Source organism: Marnyiella aurantia (genome assembly GCF_014041915.1).
Lineage (GTDB): Bacteria > Bacteroidota > Bacteroidia > Flavobacteriales > Weeksellaceae > Marnyiella > Marnyiella aurantia.
In genome coordinates this window covers 567,404-592,376 of record NZ_CP059472.1, presented here as the reverse complement: position 1 = coordinate 592,376, position 24,973 = coordinate 567,404, and the positions used below count along the sequence as shown (strand labels likewise).

The 24,973-nt window shown below is 44.6% G+C and carries 25 protein-coding genes and 1 pseudogene; 13 read left to right on the top strand and 13 right to left on the bottom strand.

Features of this window, described 5'->3' with window-relative positions; translation table 11 throughout:
* Positions 1 to 80: 80 nt before the first annotated feature.
* The 4 genes from H1R16_RS02740 to H1R16_RS02725 all read left to right on the top strand — a co-directional run bounded on the left by H1R16_RS02740 (position 81) and on the right by H1R16_RS02725 (position 3,935).
* Positions 81 to 761 carry a response regulator transcription factor gene (locus H1R16_RS02740; RefSeq protein WP_181885776.1) on the top strand — a complete coding sequence of 227 codons (681 nt, stop codon included), beginning with the start codon at positions 81 to 83 and terminating at the stop codon, positions 759 to 761.
* A gap of 21 nt (positions 762 to 782) precedes the next feature.
* Positions 783 to 1,817, top strand: coding sequence for a sensor histidine kinase (locus H1R16_RS02735; protein ID WP_228451023.1), 1,035 nt, complete (start codon positions 783 to 785; stop codon positions 1,815 to 1,817).
* Between the two features lie 120 nt (positions 1,818 to 1,937).
* The gene (locus H1R16_RS02730; protein WP_181885777.1) at positions 1,938 to 2,516 is read left to right on the top strand and encodes an IS1096 element passenger TnpR family protein; all 579 of its coding nucleotides are present in this window, start codon (positions 1,938 to 1,940) and stop codon (positions 2,514 to 2,516) included.
* A 99-nt stretch (positions 2,517 to 2,615) separates the two neighbouring features.
* On the top strand, positions 2,616 to 3,935 hold the full coding sequence (locus H1R16_RS02725) for an alpha-amylase family glycosyl hydrolase (protein WP_228451024.1): 1,320 nt from the start codon (positions 2,616 to 2,618) through the stop codon (positions 3,933 to 3,935).
* 16 nt (positions 3,936 to 3,951) lie between these two features.
* On the opposite strand, the gene H1R16_RS02720 is transcribed toward H1R16_RS02725, so the two are convergent.
* On the bottom strand, positions 3,952 to 5,403 hold the full coding sequence (locus H1R16_RS02720; RefSeq protein ID WP_181885778.1) for an FAD-dependent oxidoreductase: 1,452 nt from the start codon (positions 5,401 to 5,403) through the stop codon (positions 3,952 to 3,954).
* 227 nt (positions 5,404 to 5,630) lie between these two features.
* Between H1R16_RS02720 and H1R16_RS02715 the strand changes: the two genes are divergently transcribed.
* The gene (locus H1R16_RS02715; RefSeq protein ID WP_181885779.1) at positions 5,631 to 6,077 is read left to right on the top strand and encodes a KTSC domain-containing protein; all 447 of its coding nucleotides are present in this window, start codon (positions 5,631 to 5,633) and stop codon (positions 6,075 to 6,077) included.
* Between the two features lie 82 nt (positions 6,078 to 6,159).
* On the opposite strand, the gene H1R16_RS02710 is transcribed toward H1R16_RS02715, so the two are convergent.
* The 7 genes from H1R16_RS02710 to H1R16_RS02680 form a co-directional block, all read right to left on the bottom strand.
* Entirely contained in the window at positions 6,160 to 7,614 is a 1,455-nt protein-coding gene (locus H1R16_RS02710) for a sigma 54-interacting transcriptional regulator (protein ID WP_181885780.1), read from the bottom strand.
* A gap of 322 nt (positions 7,615 to 7,936) precedes the next feature.
* Complete coding sequence (locus H1R16_RS02705) at positions 7,937 to 9,076, bottom strand: vWA domain-containing protein (RefSeq protein WP_181885781.1); 1,140 nt, start codon at positions 9,074 to 9,076, stop codon at positions 7,937 to 7,939.
* A gap of 111 nt (positions 9,077 to 9,187) precedes the next feature.
* The gene (gene rlmF, locus H1R16_RS02700) at positions 9,188 to 10,180 is read right to left on the bottom strand and encodes a 23S rRNA (adenine(1618)-N(6))-methyltransferase RlmF (protein ID WP_181885782.1); all 993 of its coding nucleotides are present in this window, start codon (positions 10,178 to 10,180) and stop codon (positions 9,188 to 9,190) included.
* A 90-nt stretch (positions 10,181 to 10,270) separates the two neighbouring features.
* On the bottom strand, positions 10,271 to 11,590 hold the full coding sequence (locus H1R16_RS02695) for an alpha-amylase family glycosyl hydrolase (RefSeq protein WP_181885783.1): 1,320 nt from the start codon (positions 11,588 to 11,590) through the stop codon (positions 10,271 to 10,273).
* A 97-nt stretch (positions 11,591 to 11,687) separates the two neighbouring features.
* Positions 11,688 to 12,245 carry a YdeI/OmpD-associated family protein gene (locus H1R16_RS02690; protein WP_181885784.1) on the bottom strand — a complete coding sequence of 186 codons (558 nt, stop codon included), beginning with the start codon at positions 12,243 to 12,245 and terminating at the stop codon, positions 11,688 to 11,690.
* Positions 12,246 to 12,367: 122 nt separating this feature from the next.
* Positions 12,368 to 13,120, bottom strand: a complete 753-nt coding sequence (locus H1R16_RS02685) for a hypothetical protein (protein ID WP_181885785.1) — start codon at positions 13,118 to 13,120, stop codon at positions 12,368 to 12,370.
* An 81-nt stretch (positions 13,121 to 13,201) separates the two neighbouring features.
* Positions 13,202 to 13,660 (bottom strand): Lrp/AsnC family transcriptional regulator, encoded by a 459-nt coding sequence (locus H1R16_RS02680; protein WP_181885786.1) that lies wholly within the window; start codon positions 13,658 to 13,660, stop codon positions 13,202 to 13,204.
* 149 nt (positions 13,661 to 13,809) lie between these two features.
* Between H1R16_RS02680 and H1R16_RS02675 the strand changes: the two genes are divergently transcribed.
* The 6 genes and pseudogenes from H1R16_RS02675 (at position 13,810) to H1R16_RS02650 (ending at position 19,237) form a co-directional block, all read left to right on the top strand.
* A complete protein-coding gene (locus H1R16_RS02675) occupies positions 13,810 to 15,027 on the top strand; it encodes an aminotransferase class I/II-fold pyridoxal phosphate-dependent enzyme (protein ID WP_181885787.1) in 1,218 nt (405 codons plus the stop codon).
* 128 nt (positions 15,028 to 15,155) lie between these two features.
* Positions 15,156 to 15,746, top strand: coding sequence for a Crp/Fnr family transcriptional regulator (locus H1R16_RS02670; protein ID WP_181885788.1), 591 nt, complete (start codon positions 15,156 to 15,158; stop codon positions 15,744 to 15,746).
* A 93-nt stretch (positions 15,747 to 15,839) separates the two neighbouring features.
* Positions 15,840 to 17,573, top strand: a pseudogene (locus tag H1R16_RS02665) (cbb3-type cytochrome c oxidase subunit I).
* Positions 17,573 to 18,562, top strand: a complete 990-nt coding sequence (locus H1R16_RS02660) for a cytochrome c (RefSeq protein ID WP_181885789.1) — start codon at positions 17,573 to 17,575, stop codon at positions 18,560 to 18,562. Before H1R16_RS02665 ends, H1R16_RS02660 begins: the two are co-directional and overlap by 1 nt.
* Before the next feature lies 1 nt (position 18,563).
* The gene (locus H1R16_RS02655) at positions 18,564 to 18,824 is read left to right on the top strand and encodes a hypothetical protein (RefSeq protein ID WP_181885790.1); all 261 of its coding nucleotides are present in this window, start codon (positions 18,564 to 18,566) and stop codon (positions 18,822 to 18,824) included.
* Positions 18,825 to 18,835: 11 nt separating this feature from the next.
* Entirely contained in the window at positions 18,836 to 19,237 is a 402-nt protein-coding gene (locus tag H1R16_RS02650; RefSeq protein ID WP_181885791.1) for a cytochrome C, read from the top strand.
* A gap of 4 nt (positions 19,238 to 19,241) precedes the next feature.
* Here H1R16_RS02650 and H1R16_RS02645 read toward each other — a convergent pair whose 3' ends face one another.
* Positions 19,242 to 19,733, bottom strand: coding sequence for a YcxB family protein (locus H1R16_RS02645; RefSeq protein WP_181885792.1), 492 nt, complete (start codon positions 19,731 to 19,733; stop codon positions 19,242 to 19,244).
* 203 nt (positions 19,734 to 19,936) lie between these two features.
* Between H1R16_RS02645 and H1R16_RS02640 the strand changes: the two genes are divergently transcribed.
* Together H1R16_RS02640 and H1R16_RS02635 are read left to right on the top strand one after the other, a co-directional pair.
* Positions 19,937 to 20,503, top strand: coding sequence for a YciE/YciF ferroxidase family protein (locus H1R16_RS02640; RefSeq protein ID WP_181885793.1), 567 nt, complete (start codon positions 19,937 to 19,939; stop codon positions 20,501 to 20,503).
* 23 nt (positions 20,504 to 20,526) lie between these two features.
* Positions 20,527 to 22,662: a catalase gene (locus H1R16_RS02635; RefSeq protein ID WP_181885794.1), complete on the top strand. Its 2,136-nt coding sequence runs from the start codon at positions 20,527 to 20,529 to the stop codon at positions 22,660 to 22,662.
* Positions 22,663 to 22,749: 87 nt separating this feature from the next.
* Here H1R16_RS02635 and H1R16_RS02630 read toward each other — a convergent pair whose 3' ends face one another.
* Genes H1R16_RS02630 through H1R16_RS02615 form a run of 4 tightly spaced genes read right to left on the bottom strand, consistent with a single transcriptional unit; the run spans position 22,750 to position 24,962 of the window.
* Complete coding sequence (locus H1R16_RS02630) at positions 22,750 to 23,250, bottom strand: DUF6691 family protein (protein ID WP_181885795.1); 501 nt, start codon at positions 23,248 to 23,250, stop codon at positions 22,750 to 22,752.
* Between the two features lie 13 nt (positions 23,251 to 23,263).
* Positions 23,264 to 23,821 carry a YeeE/YedE family protein gene (locus H1R16_RS02625; RefSeq protein WP_181885796.1) on the bottom strand — a complete coding sequence of 186 codons (558 nt, stop codon included), beginning with the start codon at positions 23,819 to 23,821 and terminating at the stop codon, positions 23,264 to 23,266.
* On the bottom strand, positions 23,822 to 24,142 hold the full coding sequence (locus tag H1R16_RS02620) for a rhodanese-like domain-containing protein (protein WP_181885797.1): 321 nt from the start codon (positions 24,140 to 24,142) through the stop codon (positions 23,822 to 23,824). It abuts the gene before it with no gap.
* Between the two features lie 22 nt (positions 24,143 to 24,164).
* Complete coding sequence (locus H1R16_RS02615) at positions 24,165 to 24,962, bottom strand: sulfite exporter TauE/SafE family protein (RefSeq protein WP_181885798.1); 798 nt, start codon at positions 24,960 to 24,962, stop codon at positions 24,165 to 24,167.
* Positions 24,963 to 24,973 lie beyond the last annotated feature (11 nt).

Below are 24,973 nucleotides of genomic sequence, written 5' to 3'. Positions count from 1 at the left end.
TGTTAACTTTGCGTGAATAAAGGCCCTCCACCCAAGCCACGTATTAATTTTTAGTAATTTTGAAAGGATAAAAGCTGAAGATGAGTACTAAAAAAATTTTACTGATTGATGATGAACAGGACATCCTGGAAATCCTGTCTTATAACCTTGAAAAGGAAGGTTATGAGGTGGTTACTGCCAGTAGTGGTGAAGAAGGTATTGAGATAGCCCGCAAACTGGTGCCGGACCTGATTCTTTTGGATGTCATGATGCCCGGAAAAGACGGAATTGAAACATGCCAGGAACTCAGACAGATTAAATCTCTTCAGAAAACACTCATTGTTTTTCTGTCCGCACGCAGTGAAGAATTTTCGCAGTTGGCAGGATATCAGGCCGGCGGAAATGATTATATTGTAAAAATCATCAAGCCAAAAGTTCTCATTTCCAAAGTAAATGCGCTGCTGCAGTTAACTTCCCACGTAAGTGAAAAAGCAAAGCTGATCGAGGTTGGAGATCTTGTTATAGACAGAGACAACTTTAAGGTGTCACGAAACGGCCAGGCTTTTCTTTTGCCAAAAAAGGAGTTTGACCTTCTTTACCTGCTGGCCTCCAACACGGACAAAGTTTTCAAACGAGAAGAAATACTGGATCAGGTTTGGGGCAGTGACGTTGTAGTTGGGGAAAGGACGATTGATGTCCATATACGCCGGTTGCGGGAGAAATTGGGACTTAACGCGATCCAGACACTTAAAGGAATTGGTTACAAACTCATCGTAGCTTAACATTTACCGAAAATTATCAAATTGAAATTCAGGGAATTAACATTCATTGCCTCACTGTTCATGACGCTGGTGATGGTTTTTGTGGCGTTGGCATTCAATCTCTCGCAGGTTCAGCTGGCCGAAGACCGGGACCGTTTTTATCTGGTTATGGGACTCTGTGTCATAATCATGTTAGGCATTAATTATTTCGTGCTCGAATTCCTGTTCGGTTACTATGGCAAAAAGCAAATCAAACGTATAAGTACAATTCTCCCGCAGGGTATAATTCCAACGGACGAGAGTGAAATGAGCTTTACTCAGTTAGGGGAGAAAGTTTCAGAACTCTCCCAAAGAAATGCAAGCGAGATCGATACGATGAAGGGCATGGCCACGTACCGGAAGGAATACATCGGCAATGTATCACACGAGCTCAAAACTCCGCTGTTTTCCATTCAGGGATATGTGGAAACACTGATTGAGGGGGGAGTCGAGAACCTGGCCATCCGCGATAAGTACCTGGACCGGATTGATAAATCGGTGGAAAGACTGCTTGATATCGTGAAAGACCTGGATATGCTGAACCAGTTTGAGTATGGCGAGATCAACCTTAATATAACCTCCTTCGACCTGAACCTCCTGATCCGCGAGATCATGGATATGCTGGACCTGGAAGCGGAGAAGAAAGAAGCACGGATGCAGCTGCAGACCTCACATACCGTAATTATGGTAAGGGCAGACCGGCAGCGGATCAGTCAGGTACTTATCAACCTCATCTCCAATGCCATCTACTATTCCAACCGCGAAAATGCCCTCATAACGGTACGTACCAATAAACTTCGCTCCAAAGTGCTTGTTGAGGTAGCCGATAACGGAATGGGGATCAAGAAAGAGCTACTCCCAAGAATTTTTGAAAGGTTTTACCGCGTTGAATCTTCCAGAAGCCGCCGGGGCGGAGGTTCCGGGTTAGGTCTGGCTATCGTAAAACATATTCTGGAAGCTCACAATGAAGCCGTATCCGTACACAGCGTATATCTGGAAGGGACAACTTTCACTTTTATGTTGGAAACAGAGCCTTAAACAGCGTGGAATGTAGTAAAATATTTTAAAAAAAAAGATTTTTAAAACTTTTCGCTCCGCTCACAATTATCCTATATTTGTACCGTTAACATTCTGAAAAACTAATACAAGAAAGCGATAATGGTTTATAAAATCCGCGTAATTTTAGATACCAAGGACAACATTTTCCGTGATATCGAAATCAAAGGAAAGCAAACACTCTGGAACCTTCATTTAGGCATTAAAAGTGCCTTTAGCCTTCAGGGCGAAGAACTTTCTGCCTTCAATCTGCTGGAGTCAGACGGCACCATTATAAAGTCAGTTCCGCTGGAAGATATGACGGACGAAGGGGATGGTGAGATCATGTCAGACGTCTATATAGATGAAGCCTTTGAGACCGATGGCGACCGCGCTCAGTTTCAGTACGGACTGTTGGATCTTTGGGAATTCTTCTGCGAACTGGTGGAGGTTGTAGATGAAAAACCTGCAGTAAACTATCCAATCACCGTTTTCCGTTTCGGAGCCGTACCACTAAAGGCTCCCGGTAAAAGTAGCGGTAAGAATAAGAAACCTGTGATGCCATTATTCAACGATGATGACGATTTTGCCTTTAACGACGATTTTGAAGAGGGCGATTTCGCCGATGAAGATGATGATTTTGATGATGAAGATGCGCTGGATTTTGCGGATGAGCCTCTTGATGACGACGATGAAGATTAAGAATTAACCATATCCCTGCAGATGCAGGGTTTTTTTGTTCTTTATTTTTAAGTACTAATTATTAGATTTGTGTAAGACATTACAAAGTGATAGCAAAGTTTGCGGAAAGCAACTGTAAATAACTACCTGATTCCATTTCCAATGACTATACCATGTACGTGGAAACACACTACCAATATTTACGAAGTAAACCTGCGTCAGTACACTCCTGAAGGTACCTTCAAAGCATTTGCGGCACAACTTTCCCGGCTGAAGGATATGGGTGTGGAAACCCTCTGGTTTATGCCAATCACTCCCGTCGCACAGAAAAACAAGAAAGGCAGCCTGGGCAGCCAGTATGCTGCCGCGGATTACACTTCTATAAACCCGGAATTTGGCTCCCTGAAAGATTTTAAAGATCTTGTTGAAGAGGTGCATAGTATGGGTTTTAAAATCATAATAGACTGGGTGGCCAACCATACGGGCTGGGACCATGTGTGGACACTTTCGAATCCTGAATTCTACCGGAAGAATCCCGATACCGGTGATTTTCAGACTGCTTCCGGTATGGACGATATTATTGAGCTGAATTATTCAAATCACGAAATGCGGTTGGCAATGATCGAGGCCATGAAATTTTGGGTGAGGGAAACCAATATAGACGGTTTTCGCTGCGACCTTGCCGCCTGGGTGCAGCTGGACTTCTGGCAGCAGGCCAGAACTGCAGTAGAACAACTGAAACCATTGTTCTGGCTTGGCGAATTTGATGAACTCGATCATCCCGAATACGGAAAAGTCTTCGATGCCAGCTACGTTTGGAACTGGATGCACAGGACTAAGGACTTCTGTGACGGTAATCTTAGCTTCGTCGAGCTCAAAGATCTGCTCGTCAGATATTCAGAAATCGGCGACGGATCCATGCGCGCCTGGTTCACATCCAATCATGACGAAAACACATGGAACGGCACGGAGTATGAAAAATACGGGATCTTTGCACAGGCGCTGGCTGTATTTTCAGTGACCTGGAACGGCGTGCCGCTCATCTATAACGGGCAGGAAATCCCTTTACGCACAAAAAGGCTGGAGTTTTTTGAGAAGGATACAATACCCTGGACGGACACCTTTGAACTCCATGATTTTTATAAGAAGCTCCTGACTCTGAAGAGCACTCATCCGGCTTTGCGGGGTGGCGATTCGAACGTGTGCACGTATTTGCTGAAGACTGCTGTTGATGACAGGGTTTTGGTTTATATGAGGGTAAATGGCGAAGCCTCTGTGCTTACTGTGATTAGTTTTTCCAGGGAACAGATAAGTTTCAATATTAACGGTGAGTCTCTGTCTGGAACTTACACTGAACTTTTTACCGGTTCAAAAAAGAATTTTTCCAGCGACACAGGTTTTGTTCTGGAACCTGGCGGATTTTCAGTCTTTTACAGTTAAGCTGTAATGTACTGTACTAAAATTCCCTGTTTCTTTTCAGGACTTTACCCCGCGGTTCATCAGCAGCATAAAGCGCCAGTTCCGAATGCAGGAAATCAGCTGCGGCGGCCGAATCTTCAACCTTAACGGCACTTCGCTGCAGCATTTCAAGCTCAAAATTTATGAGAACACTTTTTCTGATACCTTTTTCACGCCAGTCTTTTTGTCCGGAACAGCCTTTCGCAATCGCGCGTGCCAGGGCCAATGCATCCAGCAAAGCCTGGTTGGCTCCCTGACCTTTGAATGGGCTCATAGGGTGAGCTGCATCGCCGATAAGTGTGACGGAATCTGCCTTCGCCAAATGCTCCGGAGTGAGTAGCGCACGGTCATAAACCGGATAGCCTGAAATCTTTGAAACTTCGGTTGCCTGCAGAATCTGCGGGATAGGGTCGTGCCACGGTGTTCTTCTCAAGGCTTCTTCTTTTAACGCTTCAGCCCCGTTCAGCCTTAATTTTTTAGCGTTATCTTCGGAAATAGGGAAGCTGAGCTGCCACATCACCGATGTTTTATCGTAAGGCATTATATAAATGCGCTCCTTGCCATTAGCCGTCTGGAAAATGGTAGCCGAATCCAAAAGCATACGGTCGCAGTCTGTAATGTCATCCAGCTTACAGATACCCAAAATCACAATGCAGCCCAGATAACGGAGCGACAAAATGTCTTCACCGATCAAAAGTCTTCTTACGGCACTTCGTATACCGTCGGCACCGACCACTAAATCTGCTTTTTCGGTAATTTTATGATCCTTAACGTTAAAATGCAGGTCGATTTGTTTATCAGCACTTTGACTAAGTGCTGAAAGTTCATATCCCCATTTTATATTGTCTGTGTTCTGCAGCTGACTCATCAGTGCTGCCCGTAAGTTTTGGCGAGCAATATGGACGTTGGTACGTCTGCTACCGGCTTTTTCGTTTGTTCCCAGCCATTTCCGCATGCCCCATTCACCAACTATATCACCTGCCGGAGTGTGAACTACATGTCTTGTAGAGACTACACCTTCTTCGAGTTTTATTATTCCGAAGCCATCCATCGCTTTGCTGGCCTGTTGCAGGGTGAGTCCGTAGCCTTGCGACCTGTCGCTGAAACTGTTGTCTTTTTCGTAAAGTATGAAAGGGATTCCGCGGTGCAGGCAGGCCACCGCCAGTGCAACACCACCGATGCCGCCACCAATGATGGCCACATTTGGGAATTTTTCGCTGTCGGGAACAGGAAACGTTTCTGAAGCCAGTAAACCCGTGCCGGAACAGCTGAAACAGGTAGATAGATGAGGCTCAGGTTTTACGGGACAGGGACCGGTAGCTCCATCACTGCGCCATTTTTCCAGAGCTTTTTCATATCGGATCCGCACACTCTTTCGAATGCGCTGCTTTTTCTTTCCCATACCGCCGCAGTCATTGCAGGCGATCCGGTATATTAATTCCGAATTCATTTACTATTTGAAGAAGAACAGGTGACAAGACCTTTTGTGGGGTTAAAAACAGTGCGCAAAGGTATTCATTCTGCAAAAATAAATCTGTAATTTATTATCATTCCAGCTATTAAAAATTAAAAGCCTAATTTTGCACTCCGAAATTCAGACAGGAACTGTGGTTGTCATTTCAAACAGCAATATGCCGAAAGCCTCTCTTTATTCAACAAATCACGATATTATTTTTTATGAAAAGAATTGGCGAACACCGCAAGCTGCTTGGCGTAGACAAGATGGTAACCCTGAAAGAACTGAAAACCATTTACAGAAATACAATGAAGGAGGCACATCCTGACAAATTTGTGAATGATGAAAACGGTCGCGTAGAGGCAGAAGCCACAAGTAAGTCAGTAATTGAAGCCTACCACTTTCTGGTAAGTATTAACCCGGAGACTCAGGAAAAATACAAAGAGGAGTACGGCGAAACTACATCCAAATCCAATATCCAGGATTTTGAGTACGAAAAGCAGATACTTAAAATACAGCATCTGAACGGCAAGATGTACGAATACATCGGAGTTCCCCGCAACACTTATATTAAAATGGTAAATGCAGATTCTCCAAGCAGGTTTGCCAGACGTCATATCTATGGAAACTTTATCCACCGAAAGGCTGGTGAAGCTATGGCGGACTAGTACCTCTGTGCAGATACAATTTAAACCTCTTCCGAACATTGTTGGGAAGAGGTTTATTATTATAATGAAACCTTAATTTTGTTTATCTGCTGTAATATTTGCCAATTCCGGGAGCATCGTACGTGAAGCTGTTTTCAGCTTCAGATTTGTCAAGTTTCTTATTCACAGTAAGTGCCCAAAGAACAAGTTCCATGCAGAAATTGCGTTCGGTGTCGTTCAAATCTCCCGTATTTTCATCTACCAGTCTAACCAGTGGCTTAACAGTATTCAGTTTGCCGTTGTAGTCCCTGTCGGAATCACTGTAGTTCAATTGCAGCTGATTCTCATCAAACCACTGAATAAGATCGGTATAAGGGGTTTTCACACCTTGTTTCTCAAGTTTGCCAATTCTTGGGAAAATCGTTTCAAACTGGCTCATCACGGCCTGGTCTATCAGGATTTTTGCCACATGGTCGGCACCTTCCTGTTCACCTTCGTACACGAGTTCAATTTTTCCTGTAATAGACGGAATTACGGACATGAAATCAAGTAAACGGATTGCAGTACGCTCCAGATTACCTTCAATAAGGCGAAGCTTGGCCGCAGCCATCAGGTTTTCCATCGCGCTGATCGTAAGCCTGGCGCTCACTCCACTTTTGGCATCAACAAACTCACTGTTCCGGGCGGCAAAAGCGATTTCTTCCAGCAGGTCTTTAGCTAATTCGGGCACTTCGATAGTTTCCCTGTCGCTCAGCGATACGCGTGCTTCCTGTTCCGTAATTTGTCTGGCTAAGGCTATGGACTGAGGGTAATGCGTGAATATTTGCGAACCGATTCTGTCTTTCAGCGGAGTAACTATGCTGCCGCGGTTGGTGTAATCTTCCGGGTTCGCTGTAAATACAAACTGAATATCCAAAGGCATCCTGAGTTGGAATCCGCGAATCTGGATGTCGCCTTCCTGCAAAATGTTGAAAAGTGACACCTGGATACGCGCCTGCAGATCGGGAAGCTCATTAAGAACAAAAATGCAGCGGTTGGCACGAGGAATCATACCGTAATGTAAAACGCGCTCATCTGAATACGGAAGTTTGAGTGTCGCGGCTTTTATTGGGTCAATATCACCAATGAGATCGGCAACATTCACATCCGGTGTGGCAAGTTTTTCAAAGAAGCGATCGTTACGGTGAACCCAGGAAATGGGAGTGTCATCGCCCAGCTCATCAACAAGGTCACGGGCGTATTTTGAAATAGTCTGGAATGGACTGTCATTAATTTCTGAACCTTTTACGATTGGCATATATTCATCCAGCAGGCTTACCATCCTTCGGGCAATACGCGTTTTTGCCTGGCCGCGCAGACCCAGAAGATTAATATGGTGTCCGGCCAGCAGCGCCTTTTTGAGTTGAGGAATAACAGTATCTTCATAACCCCAAAGCCCTTCAAATACAGGCTCCTTCGCCTTTATCTTTGCAATAAGGTTATGCTGAATTTCTTCACTGATGGTTTTATGCGTATATCCTGATTTCTTTAATTCGCCGAATGTTGTATTTTCTTTCATGCTGTATTTTTTTTATTGAGATGTTAGAAGTTAGATGTTAGATTTCAGACTGTTGAATTAAGAGCCAAGAGTCAGGATTTGCAATTTTGATTGTGAATTATGGATTTTGAATTTGCTTTGTTTCCTCCGTCTGTATACTCCTTGTGGGCATTATTGTTAAATCAGAACTGACCGCTGAACGCTGAATTGAATGCGGAGTGCAGGATTTCAGATGTCAGATTTCAAATGGGGAACGTGCATTGTATTCATTTTACAAACTTTTCATTCTCATTTCTAAATTCTAACTTCTAACTTCTAAAATCTAACATCTGATATCTAGAATCTAAATCCTCCTGATTCTGTTTCTTTCATAATCCTCAAAAATCATCTCACCCAAATTGGTTAATCCCGTAAGGAACGCCTTACCCTGGTTCTGAGCTGTGAAGGCTTCCACAAACCGCCGCAGATAGAGATCCTGTGCAATCATGAAAGTGGTGATAGGAATCTTGAGCCGGCGCGCCTGAGCAGCTTTGTTCAGGCATTGGTTCACGATCATCTCGTCCAGGCCTACGCTGTTCATATAAAATTCTCCTGTTGGCAACTTTATACAGCTCGGTTTGCCATCGGTTATCATAAAAATCTGTTTGTTGGTGTTCCTTTTACGCCGCAGGATGTCCATGGCAAGTTCCAGTCCGGCAACTGTATTTGTATGATACGGACCAACCTGAAGGTACGGAAGGTCTTTTATTTTAATAGGCCAAGCCTCATTACCGAAGACAATGATATCAATAGAATCCTTTGGATATTTCCGTTTGATAAGTTCCACCAGCGCCATGGCCACCTTTTTGGCCGGAGTGATGCGGTCTTCGCCATATAGAATCATAGAATGGCTGATGTCTATCATCAGCACGGTACTCATCTGTGCCTTATGATGCGTTTCTTCCACCATAAGATCATCTTCTGTCAGCCTTAAATCTGCGATGCCGTTGTTGATCTGCGCATTTTTAAGACTTTCAGTCATATTGATGTTCGAAAGTTCATCGCCGTACTGAAAGTTGCGGTTTTCGCCATCCCTTTCGTCGCCTACACCCGCTTTCGAAGTCCGGTGGTTTCCGATCCCGGTTTTTTTCAGTTTGCCGAAAATCTGATCCAACGCGAACTCACGAAGTGCTTTTTCAAGTTTTGGAGTAACAATATTTTTGCCTTTACCGGTGCCCGCGTTGCCGTCTTCGGGTTTAATCTCTTCCTTAATATATCCCCGTTTTTTTAAGTCTTCTTCGAAATCTTCAACAGTATATTCGTCCGTGAAGATATCATACTCTTTGTCCAGCATCTCCAGCCACTCAAAAGCCTCTTCCAGGTCGCCTGATGTATGAGTAAGCAGATCTTTGAAAACATCAAAAATCCGGTCAAAGTTTGAAACCTCTTCCGGACTGTGTTTTTTAAAAATAAATCCTTTCCTGTTTAGATGGATACGGCTCATAATTGTACTGATGAAGTTCAACCAAGTTAGGAAAACTTATTCCTTTACAACCCATGAAAAATAGATAATGGGTATATCCGTCATGGATTAAATCCTGAAAACCTGTTGAATTTAGTCATCATTATTTAACTCTTTAACGCTTTTGTCCTCTGTTTTATTATCTTTCCAACGGCTTTCCCGCCATTCTTTCTGTTCTTCTCTTGTCAGGAAAGTCCAGGCTACAATGCGGCTTACTTTGTTGCCTGTGCCCATCGGAATTGTTTTCCTGTATACAATCCCGGCTTCTTCCAGGGCGCTGTATACTTTTTTAAGGTTAGATTCCTTTGATACCAGAGTGGTAAACCAATAGCAGTTTTTTCCAAAAGTTCGGCTTTCATCAATCATTTTTCGGATGAAGGCTATTTCGCCACCTGGATAAATGAGTTCCTGACTGATTCCCGCAAAATTGAGATCTGTATCTGTGGGTTGCTTACCTGTGAGGTTACGGACCTTTCTTTGTGAGCCTTTTTCAGCTTCATCGGCAGAGGAGTGAAAAGGTGGATTACATAATGTAAAATCAATCCGTTCATCTTCACCTATAATTCCCCTGAAAATATTTTCAGAATCAGACTGCAGGCGGATAGCAACCTTTTCCTTTAGCTGCTCATTTGTCTCAACAATACTGCTTGCTGAATCTGCAGATTTTGAATCTGCATCGGAGCCGATAAAGTTCCAGCCATATTCAGTGACGCCAATAATTGGGTAAATACAGTTAGCACCTACGCCCACATCAAGGACAGTAATTTTTTCACCTTCCGGAATGTTTCCGAAATTACTCTGACCAAGCAAATCGGCCATATAATGAGGATAATCCGCGCGTCCCGGAATTGGTGGGCAAAGGTTTTCAGCCGGGAAATCCCAGTTCCTGATGCCGTAATAATGATTTAGTAAGGCTTTGTTCAGCAGTTTTACGGCTTCAGGGCTGGCGAAATCGACAGAATCGTCGCCATATTTATTTGGTTTAATATGGTTTGAAAGTGCAGGCTCAGCCTCTTTCAGCGCATTTAAGTCGTAACGTTCACGGTTTTTATTTCGGATATGAAGTCTCGTTTTCTCTGTGGACATGAATTGTATTTTGAAGTTTACAAAGATGCGGCTTAAAAATTAAAATTCCCGAATCTGGGCGGACTATGATGAGGAAAGTTAGCAGTTACCCTAATTATGCAGAACCAAAAAGTCCCATGGTTTCATCTGTAGCCTTAACCTATCCGAAACTTCAACCTGCATTCCGGAGAAAAGAACGTTGTAGATGCCGGTGTCGTAGGAAGTTTCAAAATTTACCTGAACTTCGTTTCCACTCAAATTAAAAAAGGCCAGTACTTTATCGCCAATCTTCTCACGTACAAATGATATAACCTCATCCGGTCTGTCGTTCATTATCCGCACCATTTCGCCACCATGCCTTCCGTTCCAGAGTGCTTGATTTTGGTGTTTGAGGCGAAAAAGAGTTGTATATAGATCTGCATTTTGGTGTGCCTGCCAGTCTATTGGGTCCTTATCGAAAAATTTAAGTGACCGGTTTAGCCCAGCTTCCTGGCCGTTGTGAACCATTGGCATTCCATCCATCAATATGGTGAACACTGTTGCGGACTTCAACGCAGGACCAAAGTTCGCTTCGGTTGTGCCTTCCCAGGCATTTTTGTCATGATTGTCGATGAAATTCAGCCTGATGCCTTCTTTTGGAAAAATGGAGACATGCTCTGCCAAATACGCTTCGGCCAGGGTTTTGGCATTGCTGCGCCCCCGAGCAATCTGGTGCAGATGGTTCCATAAGGTCCAGTTGTAGGTGGCGTCGAAGGCTTTACGGTGCAGCTCTTTATCCTCGGCTTCTGCCAGCATGAAAACCGGCTTGATGGCATCCAGTTCCGCTCTGGCATTTTCCCAGAAATCAACAGGCACAAAACTGGCCACATCGCACCGGAAACCGTCAATATTAAATTCCCTGACCCAATATTTCAGTGCTTCGGTCATGTATTTCCGGAGTTCCGGCTGGCTGTAATCAAACTCGATAATATCATCGTAATCCCGCCATAGTGTGGAGCGGAATTTGCCGTTTCTGGCCTTAACATACCACTCCGGATGTTCAGCAGCAAGGGCATTGTCCCAACTGCTGTGGTTGGCCACCCAATCCAGAATGATATACATTCCATGTGAATGAACAGCCTGAACTAAACTTCGCAGGTCCGCTTCAGTTCCAAACTCCGTGTTGACTTTTTTATAGTCCTGAACGGAATAGGGACTGCCCAGGTTTCCTTTCCGGTTCACCGCGCCTATTGGATGTATAGGCATTAACCAAATAATATCTATCCCTAATTTCCTGAGTCGTGGCAGTTGCTCTTCGACCTCTTTAAAAGTTCCTTCAGCGGAAAACTGCCTGGTGTTCACCTGATAGATTGTGGCATTTTTTACCCAGTCCGGATTTTCTATCCGGACATATTTTTTTGGCTGATAAGAATCGGGTGATAATTGGTTCATGATTAGTAGACTGGAAGCAACATTACATATCAAAATTAAGGCAATATTAATTGCGAAGGCGGCAGAATGTAATAAATGATTAAAAATCTGCGAATAATTACTGCAGCCTCTCCTGTTTCAGACTCGCTTCAATAACCTTCTTCAGACGGTCAGTACGTGTAGTTTCCCGTTTTGCAGTCATTATCCAGTGAATAATCACTTTACGGTAGGAGGGAGGCTGCTTACAGAAGAACTCCCAGGCCACGGGATTATCAGCAAATATAGTTTCCATTTCTGTCGGAAATTCCTCCGCAGGTTTTTCATGCGAATAGATACCGGAACGGCTGTCGTTTTTTTTGCTGAAAGCTTTAAGTCCCGCTGGTTCCATAAGCCCTGCGGCGCTTAGTTCCGCAACTTTTCTAACGTTTACGGCACTCCAGATGCTGTCTGGCCGTCGGGGAGTAAAACGGATCGTATAGCTTTCAGTATCAACAGACTTGCGGATGCCGTCTATCCAGCCAAAACAGAGGGCCTGGTCTACAGATTCTGACCATGACATTGATGGTTTTCCACTTCTTACTTTGTAGAATCCAACAAGAAGTTCCTTTTCTTTGTCATGGTTTTTAGCCAGCCAGGCACGGAATTGCGTGGAACTTGCAAAGAATTTTACTTCCATAGACCAACTTTCTTACGAATGTAAATAAATTCTGGCAGTATACATCTTTATAAAAACTGTGGTTGCACATGTTTTTTAAACCGATGCGATTAACTACTCTTAGAAAAACTTATCCCGGGCAATTAGCCGGCACTATTTGCTGCAGGCGTTTTTTTTCTGCCGTCCCAGATGCTCACGAGTTTAGCGATAATCACATCGCCACCGGCGTAAAAAAATACGGCACCCATAGGAGGATTGGCTGCAGGGATTGCGCCAAAGGTTTCGGGAACCCATTTCCAGCAGTTAAAACCTGTACCCAACAATTCGATAAAAATAACACAAAAGGCTATGAAGTAATAGAGCGGGTCATACTTCTTACGCCGCAGAATTAAAAAGAAAAATACACTGAAGATGAGTGTAAAAATATCATTAAAGAAAAGGACCGGTATGAGGAAAATCAGGATAAAAAGGAGGGGAAACACCTTCTTTAGCAGAGTTTTGTTAGTGAGTGCCCACCCGGTATTCGCATAAATATAGCCTGAGGCGTATACTATTGCATGTCCGAGAGGCACATAAAGAGGTATATGGACAGTGCGGTAGTGATACATTCCAAGCAGGCTGCAGAATATAAGTTCTCCGATATAGGAGATTATCACCATTGTGAAAATTAGTTTTCTGAGTTCAGTTCCGGAAACATAAAAGAGCCAAAGAAAATAAACTAAAGTTAGCCCATTTGCCAGCCAGCGTCCGTTGAAGCCGTAATCATTCAGAAACAAATCAGAATCCAGCCAAAGGACCAGGGGTGTCAGGATCAGGAAAAGCCACCCGGCCATTGTCATATTTGCTTTGGTCGGACTGCTATTGATGAAAAGTTGGAAGGATTTAAAATCTTTCAAGGGTCTGCGTTGCGTTTAAGCTGCAAAAATAGGATTTCTTTGTGATGAAGGGTGTTTCGTTTTTGTGCCACCAGGAAAGCGTTACAGTGCAACGGTCGTGGTTGTTTTCACTTCCTTAATCGTAAACGCGCTTTGTGTGCTGGCGATATGCTGCAGGTTGGTTAGTTTACTCACCATAAATTCACGGTACTCAGATATATCTTTTACTATGATTTTCAGGATATAATCGTAATCACCACTTACATGAAAGCACTCCAGGACCTCCGGGAATTTGCTGATTTCACGCTCAAACTGAGTAATGAATTCCTTGCTGTGCTGGATCAGTTTCACATGACAAATCACCAGAAAATCGCGGTCAATCTTTTTCCTGTTTACCATTGCCACATATCCGTCAATCACTTCAAGTCTTTCAAGTTTTTTAATTCGCTCAAATACGGCAGTTACCGAAAGACTGAGCTCCGTCGCAAGGCTTTTAGTTGTTCTTTTTGAGTTTTGCTGCAGTAAATTGAGGAGTTGTCTGTCTTTATGATCCAGATTCATCGGAAAAATTTTTGGTCCGGGAATATTTTCTTTTTCAAATATAGAATATAAATCTACATAGAAACGAATCCTAATTTAATTTTTCTGATTATTCTCATCTACATTGTTTATTAGATTGGATTTTGACAATTTTATGGAAAATAGAAAATATGAAAGAATTCAGTGCAGTAAACAACATTCAGGACCTTCAGTTCTTCGGAGAGTTCGGTGGTGTAAATCCGTCCATTTCGGACAGTTCTACTTATACATTCCTTACGGCCAAAGCCATGTCGGATACCTTCGAGGGGAAAACAGAAGGTTGTTATTTATACTCCCGGCATACATCTCCAAGTAACCTCTATCTGTCTCAGGCACTTGCGCAGATGGAAGGAACCGAAAGTGCGAATGTAACAGCATCAGGGATGGGGGCCATCACATCCGTATTACTTCAGGTGTGCAAGTCAGGAGATCATATTGTTTCCAGCCGCACTATTTATGGCGGAACGTATGCATTCATGAAAAATTTCCTGCCTGGTCTTAAAATCGATACTTCTTTTGTTGATATTACCAATCTTGAGGCAGTAGAAGCATCCATCACCGAAAATACCCGCATGATTTACTGCGAAACAGTAAGTAACCCACTTCTTGAAGTGGCAGACCTTACCGCACTTTCAGAGCTTGCGAAAAAGCATAATTTGCAGTTGGTGGTCGATAATACATTTTCGCCGCTCATGGTATCGCCAAATTTGTTGGGTGCTGATGTTACTATTCACAGTCTCACCAAGTTCATAAACGGTAGCAGCGATGCGGTAGGCGGTGCAATATGCGGAACAGAAGATTTCATTAACCGGCTGAAAGATGTGAACAGCGGGGCGTGCATGCTGCTAGGTCCTACCATGGACAGCCTGCGTGCTGCAAGTATTCTTAAGAATCTACGGACTCTTCATTTACGGATGAAAAAACACAGCGAGAACGCACAGTATCTGGCTGAAAGATGGGAAGAGGATGGACTGAAGGTAAAATACCCCGGTTTGCAGAGTCATCCGCAACATGAGCTTTTTTCAGAAATGATGAATGAAGATTACGGCTTCGGCGGTCTTATAGCCCTGGACGTAAAGACTGTTGAGAAGGCAAATGAACTTATGGAAGCCATGCAGGAAGCTAATCTGGGTTATCTGGCTGTAAGTCTTGGGTTCTATAAAACACTTTTCTGTGCTTCCGGTACATCTACATCATCCGAGATTCCTGAGGACGAACAAAAGGAAATGGGTCTTTCACCAGGACTCATCCGTTTTTCCATCGGTCTGGACCATGACATTGAGCGCACCTATCTTAAGATGCGGGAATGTATGGAGAAAACCGGTGTGTTGCAGCTTGCAAACAGCTAAACTTAAGCTTCCGAAAGGGAGCTTTTTTATTTTATTTACCGGCGGTCCGGTTGTCAGCTGTTGAGGCAATTGTACTGTTAATTCGAATGGCGGTGCCTGCTCTTCAAATCAATTCGCTATCTTTAAGCATGATTCCTGCAGAACTGTTAAAAAGTTATGATGCTACGGTCCACACGTATGAAACCGGCGATTATATTTATGAAAAGCACTCGTTGGGTCTGCATTATTTTCAGATTGTTTCCGGACAGGTAAAGCTGAGCAATACCAGTGAGGACGGTAAGGAATTTATTCAGCATATCTTTGAAACAGGCCAGTGTTTTGGCGAAGCCTTACTGTTTCTGGACAGGTCTTATCCTACCGACGCAGCAGCGCTGAGCGCGAGCACCGTGCTGGAGCTTCCAAAAGACCGCTTTTTTGAACTTCTGCATGCTCATCCTCAATATTCGCTGGCCATTAACAGGACTCTGGCACAACGGCTTTATTATAAAATGCTGATGTCCCAGAATCTTTTCTCCAAAGACCCGCACGTCCGTCTCAGCGGTCTGATGGATTATTTCAAACAAATGCACTCCACCTGCACAAGTCTTTATTGCCTTCCGCTTACCCGGCAGCAAATGGCAAACCTTACCGGACTTCGGGTGGAGACGGTAATCCGTACAGTGAAAATGATGGAAAAGGAAGGGCAGCTTCAGATAAATGACCGTAAAATTTACTATTAAAACAGGAATGCTCTTATGATTAAGGTCATAAGACGATACCGTAAGTCCGTGTACATTTAAGGATCCCAAAGCAGTGGATCTTTAACAGACATCATGGACAAACTTCTGAACGAGCCAGGTTTGCAGCTCACCATCATTCTCCTTTCCGTACCCATTATTTTTGCGCTGATCCTTATGCTGGTCAGAATCAACCGGATCATTTCAAACACTTTAAAAACAAAAGAATTAAAAGGCATCTACAAAAAGATCAGAAACCTTCAACCGACCGAAATCACTCAACTGGAGGAGCGCCGCCTTGAACTGGAGTTCCAATTGGCAGGAGACGAACTTTCGCCGAACAGAAGTGTTCAGGATCCCAAAGGCTTGATAGATCAGGCGACCGAAGTGCATGACATCCGTTTTCTGCATACCAAGAGGGAATCTAAAGGGAAGGTACAGATTCCGGCTGAAGAGAGGCAGCTCATTCTCTGGTATCTGGGCTGTGCCATCTTCTGGCTTTTCGTGGGTACTTCCGTGGGATTCTATCTTGGAATAAAATTCGTTGCCCCGGATGCCGACCACATCAGTTGGTTAAGCTTCGGGAGATTAAGACCCGTGCATACCAATATGGTCTTTCGGGGTTGGGCTTCCATGGCAATGGTTGGCTTTTCCTATTATGTGGTTCCGCGTGTCGGGAATACAAGGATTTTCAGTCTTAAATCCGGATACTATACGCTGATTTTAATGAATAGTGCAGTACTCCTGGGCAGCATCCTGCTCGTGGCCGGTGTAAACAACAGCGGCGGCGAATACAGGGAATATATCTGGCCGGTCATGGCGCTTTTTGCGGGCGGCATCATCATTACGGTGTATAATCTTTTTAAGACCATTGCGTTCAGGAAGACCGAAGAGATTTACGTCTCCAACTGGTACATCGTCTCAGCAATGATGTTTGTAATTACGATTCTGATTGTTGCCTATCTTCCCTTCTGGCAACAGGGCCTTGGCGAGACCATTGTTCAGGGCTATTTTATGCATCAGGGCGTGGGCATGTGGTTTATGTTCCTTAACCTCGGACTTATGTACTATTTTCTGCCTCAGGAACTGAACAGCCCCGTTTATTCATACAGCCTCAGTATTCTGGCCTTCTGGACCCAGATTTTGTTCTATACCCTTATTGGTACGCATCACTTTATCTTCAGTGCCATTCCGTGGTGGATGCAGACCGTGGCGATTGTGGCCAGTGTAGGGATGGTGATTCCCGTTGCCGCCGGCAGCGTGAACTTTATGATGACGATACGCGGCTCCTGGCACCGCCTGAAACTCAGTTATGTGCTTCCGTTTTAGGTGGTTTCGATCATCTTTTATTTTACAGGTTCCATGCAGGGAACCGTGGAGGCCTTCCGAAGTACAAACCTGCTGTGGCATTTTACCGATTTCACAGTGGCCCACTCGCACCTTACGATGTACGGCATCATCACGTTCATGCTGTTTTCTTTTACCTATACGTTGGTTCCGCGAATAACCTCCTACCAGCCGCCAAGTCTCGCGGTGGGCCTCCATTTCTGGCTCGCGCTTATCGGAGTACTGGTGTACACCATTTCGCTGATGATCGGCAGTACGTTGAAGGGTATACAGTGGATGGATAAACAGCCCTTTATTGAAAGTGTGGTTACGATGGTTCCATACTGGCTGTGGCGCGCGATCGGAGGCACCATGATGTGGATTTCGCATATTGTATTTGCGTACAACTTCTACCGGATGATCAAACCCCGAAGGGAAATCTACCTGCCGCAAACTCCGGCAGATATGCTGGAAATCATTCAACATAAAAAAGCGAACGTCTGATGGATTTCTTTAACAACCATAAAAAACTGTTCTCCGCCGCACTGACATTCTTTCTGGTGCTCACGCTGATTATCTGCATTCTGCCGGCGCTGAATAATGAAAAAATTAACCAACCTTTACCCGGTACTGCAGCACTCACTGAAAGTGAGAACAATGGGAAAGCTGTTTATATAAGAGAAGGCTGCGTAGCCTGCCATACTCAGCAGGTACGGAATGTGGACATGGATGCGGTATTTGGGTCGCGCCCCAGCATGGCTGCAGATTATGCCCGGAACCGGAGACTGAATCTTTTTCAGAATACCGCCACCCTGATGGGAACGGAGAGAACAGGACCCGACCTTACAAGTATAGGAACACGGCAGCCCAGTAAAGAGTGGCAGTACGCTCATTTATACAACCCACGTTCTGTGGTTCCGGAATCCATAATGCCGTCCTACAAATGGTTGTTCCTGGTAAAGGAGGATCTGGGGCCCGGCGATGTGGAGGTGAGTGTGCCTGCAGCCTTCAGGGCAGGGCTTACCGGGAAAATAATCCCATCAAAGGATGCGCAGGATTTGGTCGCATATCTGCTGAGTCTGAAGCAAACCGATTTACCTGATAATATAGCATCTGGAGAATTTTTATATAAAAAAGAGAAGGGAACTACAGCAAATGCCGGCGGGAGAACTCTTCCTGATGGAAGTGCACTGTTCACAGCAAATTGTGCAAGCTGCCATCAGGCGGGTGGCGAAGGTTTGCCGGGCGCTTTTCCTCCGCTGAAAGGAAGCCCCGTGGTGCTGGGAGACAATCTGGAGCTTTTTGTAACCATCATTATGAAAGGGTACGACCCACGGCCGGAATTTGCCGCAATGCCGGCGGTGGGTGCCAACGCAGGGCTTAAACCCGAAGAAGTAGCCGCACTCATCAATCACGAACGCAGCAGTTGGGGAAATAATGGAGATCCCGTAACCGCGGAACAGGTGCAGGCCATAATGGATAAAATTGAATAAGATGAAAAACACGCTTTTAACACTTATAATCTTATTGCTGGGCTCGGCATGGTACAGGGCCTGTGATGCCTGCAAACTGCAGCAGCCCGAAATTACTCAGGAACTTACCCATGGAACCGGCCCCAGTTCGAACTGGGACTGGGTAATCGTGATTATCATTGCCGTCATTACGCTGTACACCCTTTTTTACTCACTTAAATACCTGATTAAGCCCGGCGAAAAAAGCAGCAAACACATCAAGAATACCGTACTGGAATTTTAAAAAATAAATAAATGCCTGAACACAATGCCTTGGTTCTGCTGTATATAGACGATGAATCCAATCCTGTGGCCGAATTGCAGACCCCGGTCATATTTAACCTGGATACCACAAAACTGACTGACGGTTTTCATACTCTGAAGATCGTGAGTAAATTCGACCGGAAGGAAGGTGTAAAGGTGATAAACTTTTCCGTGCGAAACGGGCCAATCATTCATATAGAAGGACTTTCCGATAATGAAACTGTAAGCGGAACCTTGCCGTTGATGCTTAATGCCTATGATACCGGAAGGAACCAGAGTTTTATCATTAAAGGAAGCGAAAATCCACGCACCATTCCCGTTTGGGTCTGGGTAATTGCGCTGGTATTTGTTGCCTGGGCCGCTTTCTATCTGGTGACGAATTTTAGTCTTTGATTTATCATTTATGTTGGTTCTTTTCGGCCTTTGCCATAATAGACCGGAGCCTGGTAATTTCCTCCTCGGTCAGACTTCTTTTAGGGATGATGATCGCCGAAAGGTTATTCTGGTAAATCAGGAACCATCTTTTCAGTTCACTGAATCTGTAAATCTGCACCCACTGGATCTCCATGTAAAAGCTTTGTCCACGGATTTTAATCAGGTCGTCAGTAATCTCCATATCCAGCGTTTCCCGTAGCTGGTTGCTGGAATGATAATTACTGTGTATCGTAATGAAAACAATGAAAGGTTGTACCACAGCGATGAGAATCAGCGTAATGTATTGGTAAATGATTGGTGTAGGAAGCGTAGTTATGTGAAGGTGATGAATGATTATCCACAGAAGCAGGATAACAGCTACTCCAATCAGCACACGAAGCATCGGTTTTTGATAGGTAAGTTTGAACATCAATTGCAGATACTGCATAAATGATACATTGGTTTTCAGCTTCATCCTCGCAGATTAGTGGTTTTTATTCTTTATTGCAAGTTTTGTTCCCACTTGTCCTGAGTTGGTCCACATGCATAAATTCATCTTCAGCCGAATGAAAAAAAGCCTTTTTGGTTTGATAATTGATGCTCTTCGGGAAGCGGATTCAGTTCACTGAGTCTGTTTCTAAAGTGCTCAAACACAAACATTAACAAAATATTAATTCAATGGAAAAGAAAAAACCGACAACAGAGAATGAGTCTGCGAAGGCTGAAGCTATGCAGCTGCGAGACCTTTTTATAGATGGTCTGAAGGACATCTATTATGCAGAAAATGCATTGGTAAAAGCCCTTCCGGAAATGTATGAGAAAGCTTCCAATCACAAACTCAAAACTGCCATTAAGGATCACCTTCTGCAGACCCAGCAGCAGGTTGTGCGTCTGGAGCAAGCGTTTGCCTCCATGGACATGAAAGCAGAAGGTAAGAAATGTCCGGCTATTGAGGGAATTCTGGAAGAAGGACGTGAAACAGTGGCTAGCGCTGCTGAGGGTCCTGTACGCGATGCCGCAATTATAGGCAGTTCACAAAAAGTGGAACATTACGAGATTGCCAGCTATGGTACACTATGCGCCTATGCAAAAGTTCTTAACGAAAGGCCAGCACTGGATCTGCTTCTGCGTACGCTGGGTGAAGAAAAGAAGTCCGACTGTCTGCTCACCATCATCGCCGACACCAACCTTAATTCGCAGGCAGCTGGCGGCAAGCATCAGTCCAAAGACCTTAACGCCGTTTAATCCAAACTCCAATCACAGACATTATGAAAGTAAACGAACAGGAGCCATTCGAGAATGGAGCCAACCCAAAACTCGAACAGTTAGGAAAATATAAAGTGGATGATCATGGCGAATTTATGACCACAGATCACGGCGTAAAGATTAATGACGACCAAAATACCCTGAAGGTCGGTGAGCGTGGTCCGTCCCTCCTGGAGGATTTTATCTTCCGCGAAAAAATGACTCATTTTGACCACGAAAGGATCCCGGAAAGAATCGTTCATGCGAGAGGTTCCGGTGCCCACGGGGAATTTCAGCTTTATAAATCAATGGCAAAGTACACCAAAGCGAAATTCCTGAATGATACCGGTATAAAAACGCCTGTATTTGTACGCTTTTCCACAGTACAGGGAAGCCGCGGATCTACGGATTTACCACGGGATATTCGCGGATTTGCCGTGAAATTCTATACTCAGGAAGGTAATTATGATCTCGTAGGTAACAATACGCCCGTGTTCTTCATCCAGGATGCAATGAAGTTTCCGGATCTTGTGCACGCGGTGAAGCCGGAACCGGATAATGAGATTCCGCAGGCGGCATCGGCCCATGACACGTTCTGGGATTTTATTTCTTTGATGCCCGAAGCGATGCACAATATTATGTGGCTGATGAGTGACCGTGCGATCCCAAGAACCCTCCGTTCTATGGAAGGATTCGGTATCCATACTTTCAGATTCATAAACGAAGAAGGCGAATCTCACTTTGTTAAGTTTCATTGGAAACCACTTCAGGGAGTGTTAGGACTTGCCTGGGACGAAGCTCAGCGACTGGCCGGGAAAGATACCGATTATCACCGCCGCGATCTTTGGGATGCCATCGATCAGGGACTTTACCCTGAGTGGGAACTTGGTGTTCAGATTGTTAAGCAGGAAGATGAGCATAAATTCCCGTTTGACCTTTTGGATGCCACCAAAATGATTCCGGAAGAAATGGTACCGGTGGAAATCATCGGAAAGATGACACTAAACCGAAATCCCGACAATTTCTTTGCTGAAACGGAGCAGGTGGCCTTCCACCCGGGTCATATTGTACCGGGTATCGATTTTACTAATGATCCTTTGCTTCAGGGCAGGTTATTCTCCTATACCGATACCCAGCTGTCCAGATTGGGTGGCCCTAACTTCCATGAAATACCGATTAACCGCTCGATACCGGATGTAACCAATAATCAGCGGGACGGTATTCACCGTATGCAGATCCCCAAGGGAAAAGTGTCTTACCATCCAAATTCCATGGCTCAGGGATGTCCGTTCCAGGCCATGATGAAAGAAGGAGGCTTTACTTCGTTTGAGGAACGCGTCGATTCCAACAAAATCCGCAGGAGGAGCAAGAGTTTCTTCGATCATTTCAGTCAGCCCAAACTTTTCTATAACAGTATGACCATACATGAGAAGCGACACATTCAGAATGCTTTCTCATTTGAACTTGGTAAAGTGCAGCGTGTGCCGATCCGCCAGCGTATGGTGGATATGTTATTGGAAGTTGATGCTGATCTGGCCAATATGGTAGGCGAGCATCTCGGCCTTGTACCACGCAGACTGCCACAGCCAATTACGGGAAGCATACCGGCCGACGGAGATCCGGCGGAACATCATTCCATCGAAGTTGAACTTCCTATTTCCGAAGCCCCGTCAGTAAGTATGGCGAATAAACTTCCGACAAACATTAAGGCCAGAAGAATTGCACTGCTTACTGCGAACGGAGTGAATGATGACGCATTTACCAAAACTCAGAAAGTTCTTTGTGAACTTGGTGCCATTGTACAGATCATCGCACCGCGACATGGTTTCGTAACTACTAAAAAAGGTGATGAGTATCCGGTATGCGACAGCCTGCTGACTACAGATTCAGTAATCTTTGATGCTGTTTATGTAGCTGGGGGCGACAGTGTGAAAACCTTAATGGAACACGCGGGTGCAATTCATTTTATTGCTGAAGCCTACAAGCACTGCAAGCCAATTGCTGCGGATGATAACGGTACGGAGTTGCTGAAGAAAGCCATTCCGGGGCTTAAAGATCCGGAAGACGGTATAGTGACCGACGGAAATCTTGAACAGTTTGTAGGGGATATTATCCTGCACAGGTTCTGGGACCGGGAGATGAATCCGATTCCAGCCTAGTTTTTAAACATAAAAGTAATCCGCCAATCTGAAAAGATGAGGCGGATTTTCTGTTTAATCTTAGGTGATTATGAAGGTCATTCATTTTTAATGAGGTAATTTTTCACGGAAATATCCGTAAATCCAGGTCCCGGCAATAGCACTCAACAGCGTGACGGCAACAGCTGTGGCGCCGGTACCTATCTGTGCGAAAAGCGGCCCGGGACAGGCGCCGGTAAGTGCCCAGCCCAAGCCGAAAATCAGCCCACCATAAATCTGTCCTTTATTAAATTTCTTGTCATGGAATACGATTTCCTCTCCGTAGATTGTTTTTGCCCTGAATTTTTTAATCAGAAAAATAGAAGCCATGGCCACAAGGATTGCCGAGCCGATGATTCCGTACATATGAAAAGACTGCAGCCTGAACATCTCCTGAATCCTGAACCAGCTGATGACTTCGGCTTTGATGAAAACTATTCCGAAAAAAACACCCACTGTCAGATATTTAAGGTTGTGGTACCAGCGGTGTTCCAGCGCACTTTCGTTCACGCACATGGTATCCAGTGACCTTACTTCAAGGTCGGCATTATTGTATGTTGGTTTTTGCATTTCCTTTTAAATTTTAGAGTGATAAGATCAGGGGTAAAATGAAGTTGGCCATAATAAATCCTCCAATCATAAAAAAGACGGTAGCGATAAGGCTTGGAAGCTGAAGGTTGGCAATGCCCATAATGGAATGTCCGCTGGTGCATCCGCCTGCATAGCGGGTTCCGAAGCCTACCAGCAAGCCGCCACCCACCATCATGATAAGGCCGCGCGCGGTGAATAGGGATTCCCAGTTCATAAGTTCAACCGGTACCAAATTGCTGTAATCTGTGATGCCGTAGCCTGCCAGTTCCTGCACAAGATCGGGATGAACATTTACCGCCTGTGGGCTGCTTAATAATGTTACGGATATAATACCGCCAATGAGAATACCAAGTACAAAAACCAGGTTCCAGATCTCTTTTTGCCAGTTATATTTAAAGAAAGGGATACCCGATGGCAAACATGAGGCACAGATGTGACGTAGCGAAGAGGAGATTCCGAATGATTTATTTCCGAGAATAAGCAGGGCAGGAACTGTGAGTCCAATCAGTGGTCCGGCCACATACCATGGCCATGATAATAAATCTGTCATTTAATTTTGCTTTAACAGGTTTTGAATATTATGTAGGCTGCCGCCGTTATATACCTTGGAAACACCTGCCTGATCCAGAATGATTTTAGCCTGGCTGCTTCGGTTGCCGCTGCGGCAGAAAACGACGATGTTTCCCTTTCCGGCAAAACGCCTCAGATCTTTCGAAACAGTGTTCAATGGGATGTTCACAGCGCCCTTAACGGAGCCACCCTGAAATTCTTCGCGGGTGCGCACATCTACAAGTAAAGGCTTGTTTTTCATGATTTCCTTAAATTCAGACCTATCGGGAGCTGAAAAAAGATTTTTTAATAAGTTGAACATATTTATAATATTTAAATTTTAATTAAAAGTCTGTAATTTCCTTCAGGAGAATATACACGCCCATTAGCAGGACAAAATAGCCAAATGCAGGCTTTAATTTTTTGCCATCGGTTCTGGCCGAAAAATACATGCCCGCAAAAAGTCCGGCTATGGCCAGTAAGGCGATTTTTATGATTAAGGCCCACTCGATGCTAAACTGCGTGATGGAAACACTGAATCCAAAAAGTGAATTGACCGCGATGATGAATAGGGAAGTACCGATGGCTTTTCGGATGTCCAAACCCAACAAGTTTACCAGCGCGGGGATAATGATAAATCCGCCACCGGCGCCCAGCATTCCGGTAGTTAGGCCTGTTGCAGCACCATAGGCCAGGATAGCAAGCACATTTTTTTTAACCGGCCTTTCTTCGTCACAATCTTCTCCCCGGCATTTTTTTATCATACTGTAGGATGCCGCTACCATTAAGATGGCAAAGGTGATCATCAGGAACATATCCTTACTGAGCAGCCAGTTATCCACAAATAGTATTTCCTCCGGCACGGCGGGAAAAATATATAAGCGCGTAAGATAAACTGTAATTACAGACGGCATACCAAAGAACAATGCGGTACGGAGATCTACCTGCCCTTTGCGGAAAAAAGAAACCGAGCCCACCATGCTGGTGACACCTACTATAAAAAGTGAGTAGAACGTCGCTATAGCTGCATCCAGCCGAAAGAGATAAACCAGCACCGGGACCGTGAGTATGCTGCCGCCGCCGCCAATAAGCCCTAATGAAATTCCGATAAGAAGTGAAGCTGCGTAACCCAGTATTTCCATGATGATTTTTT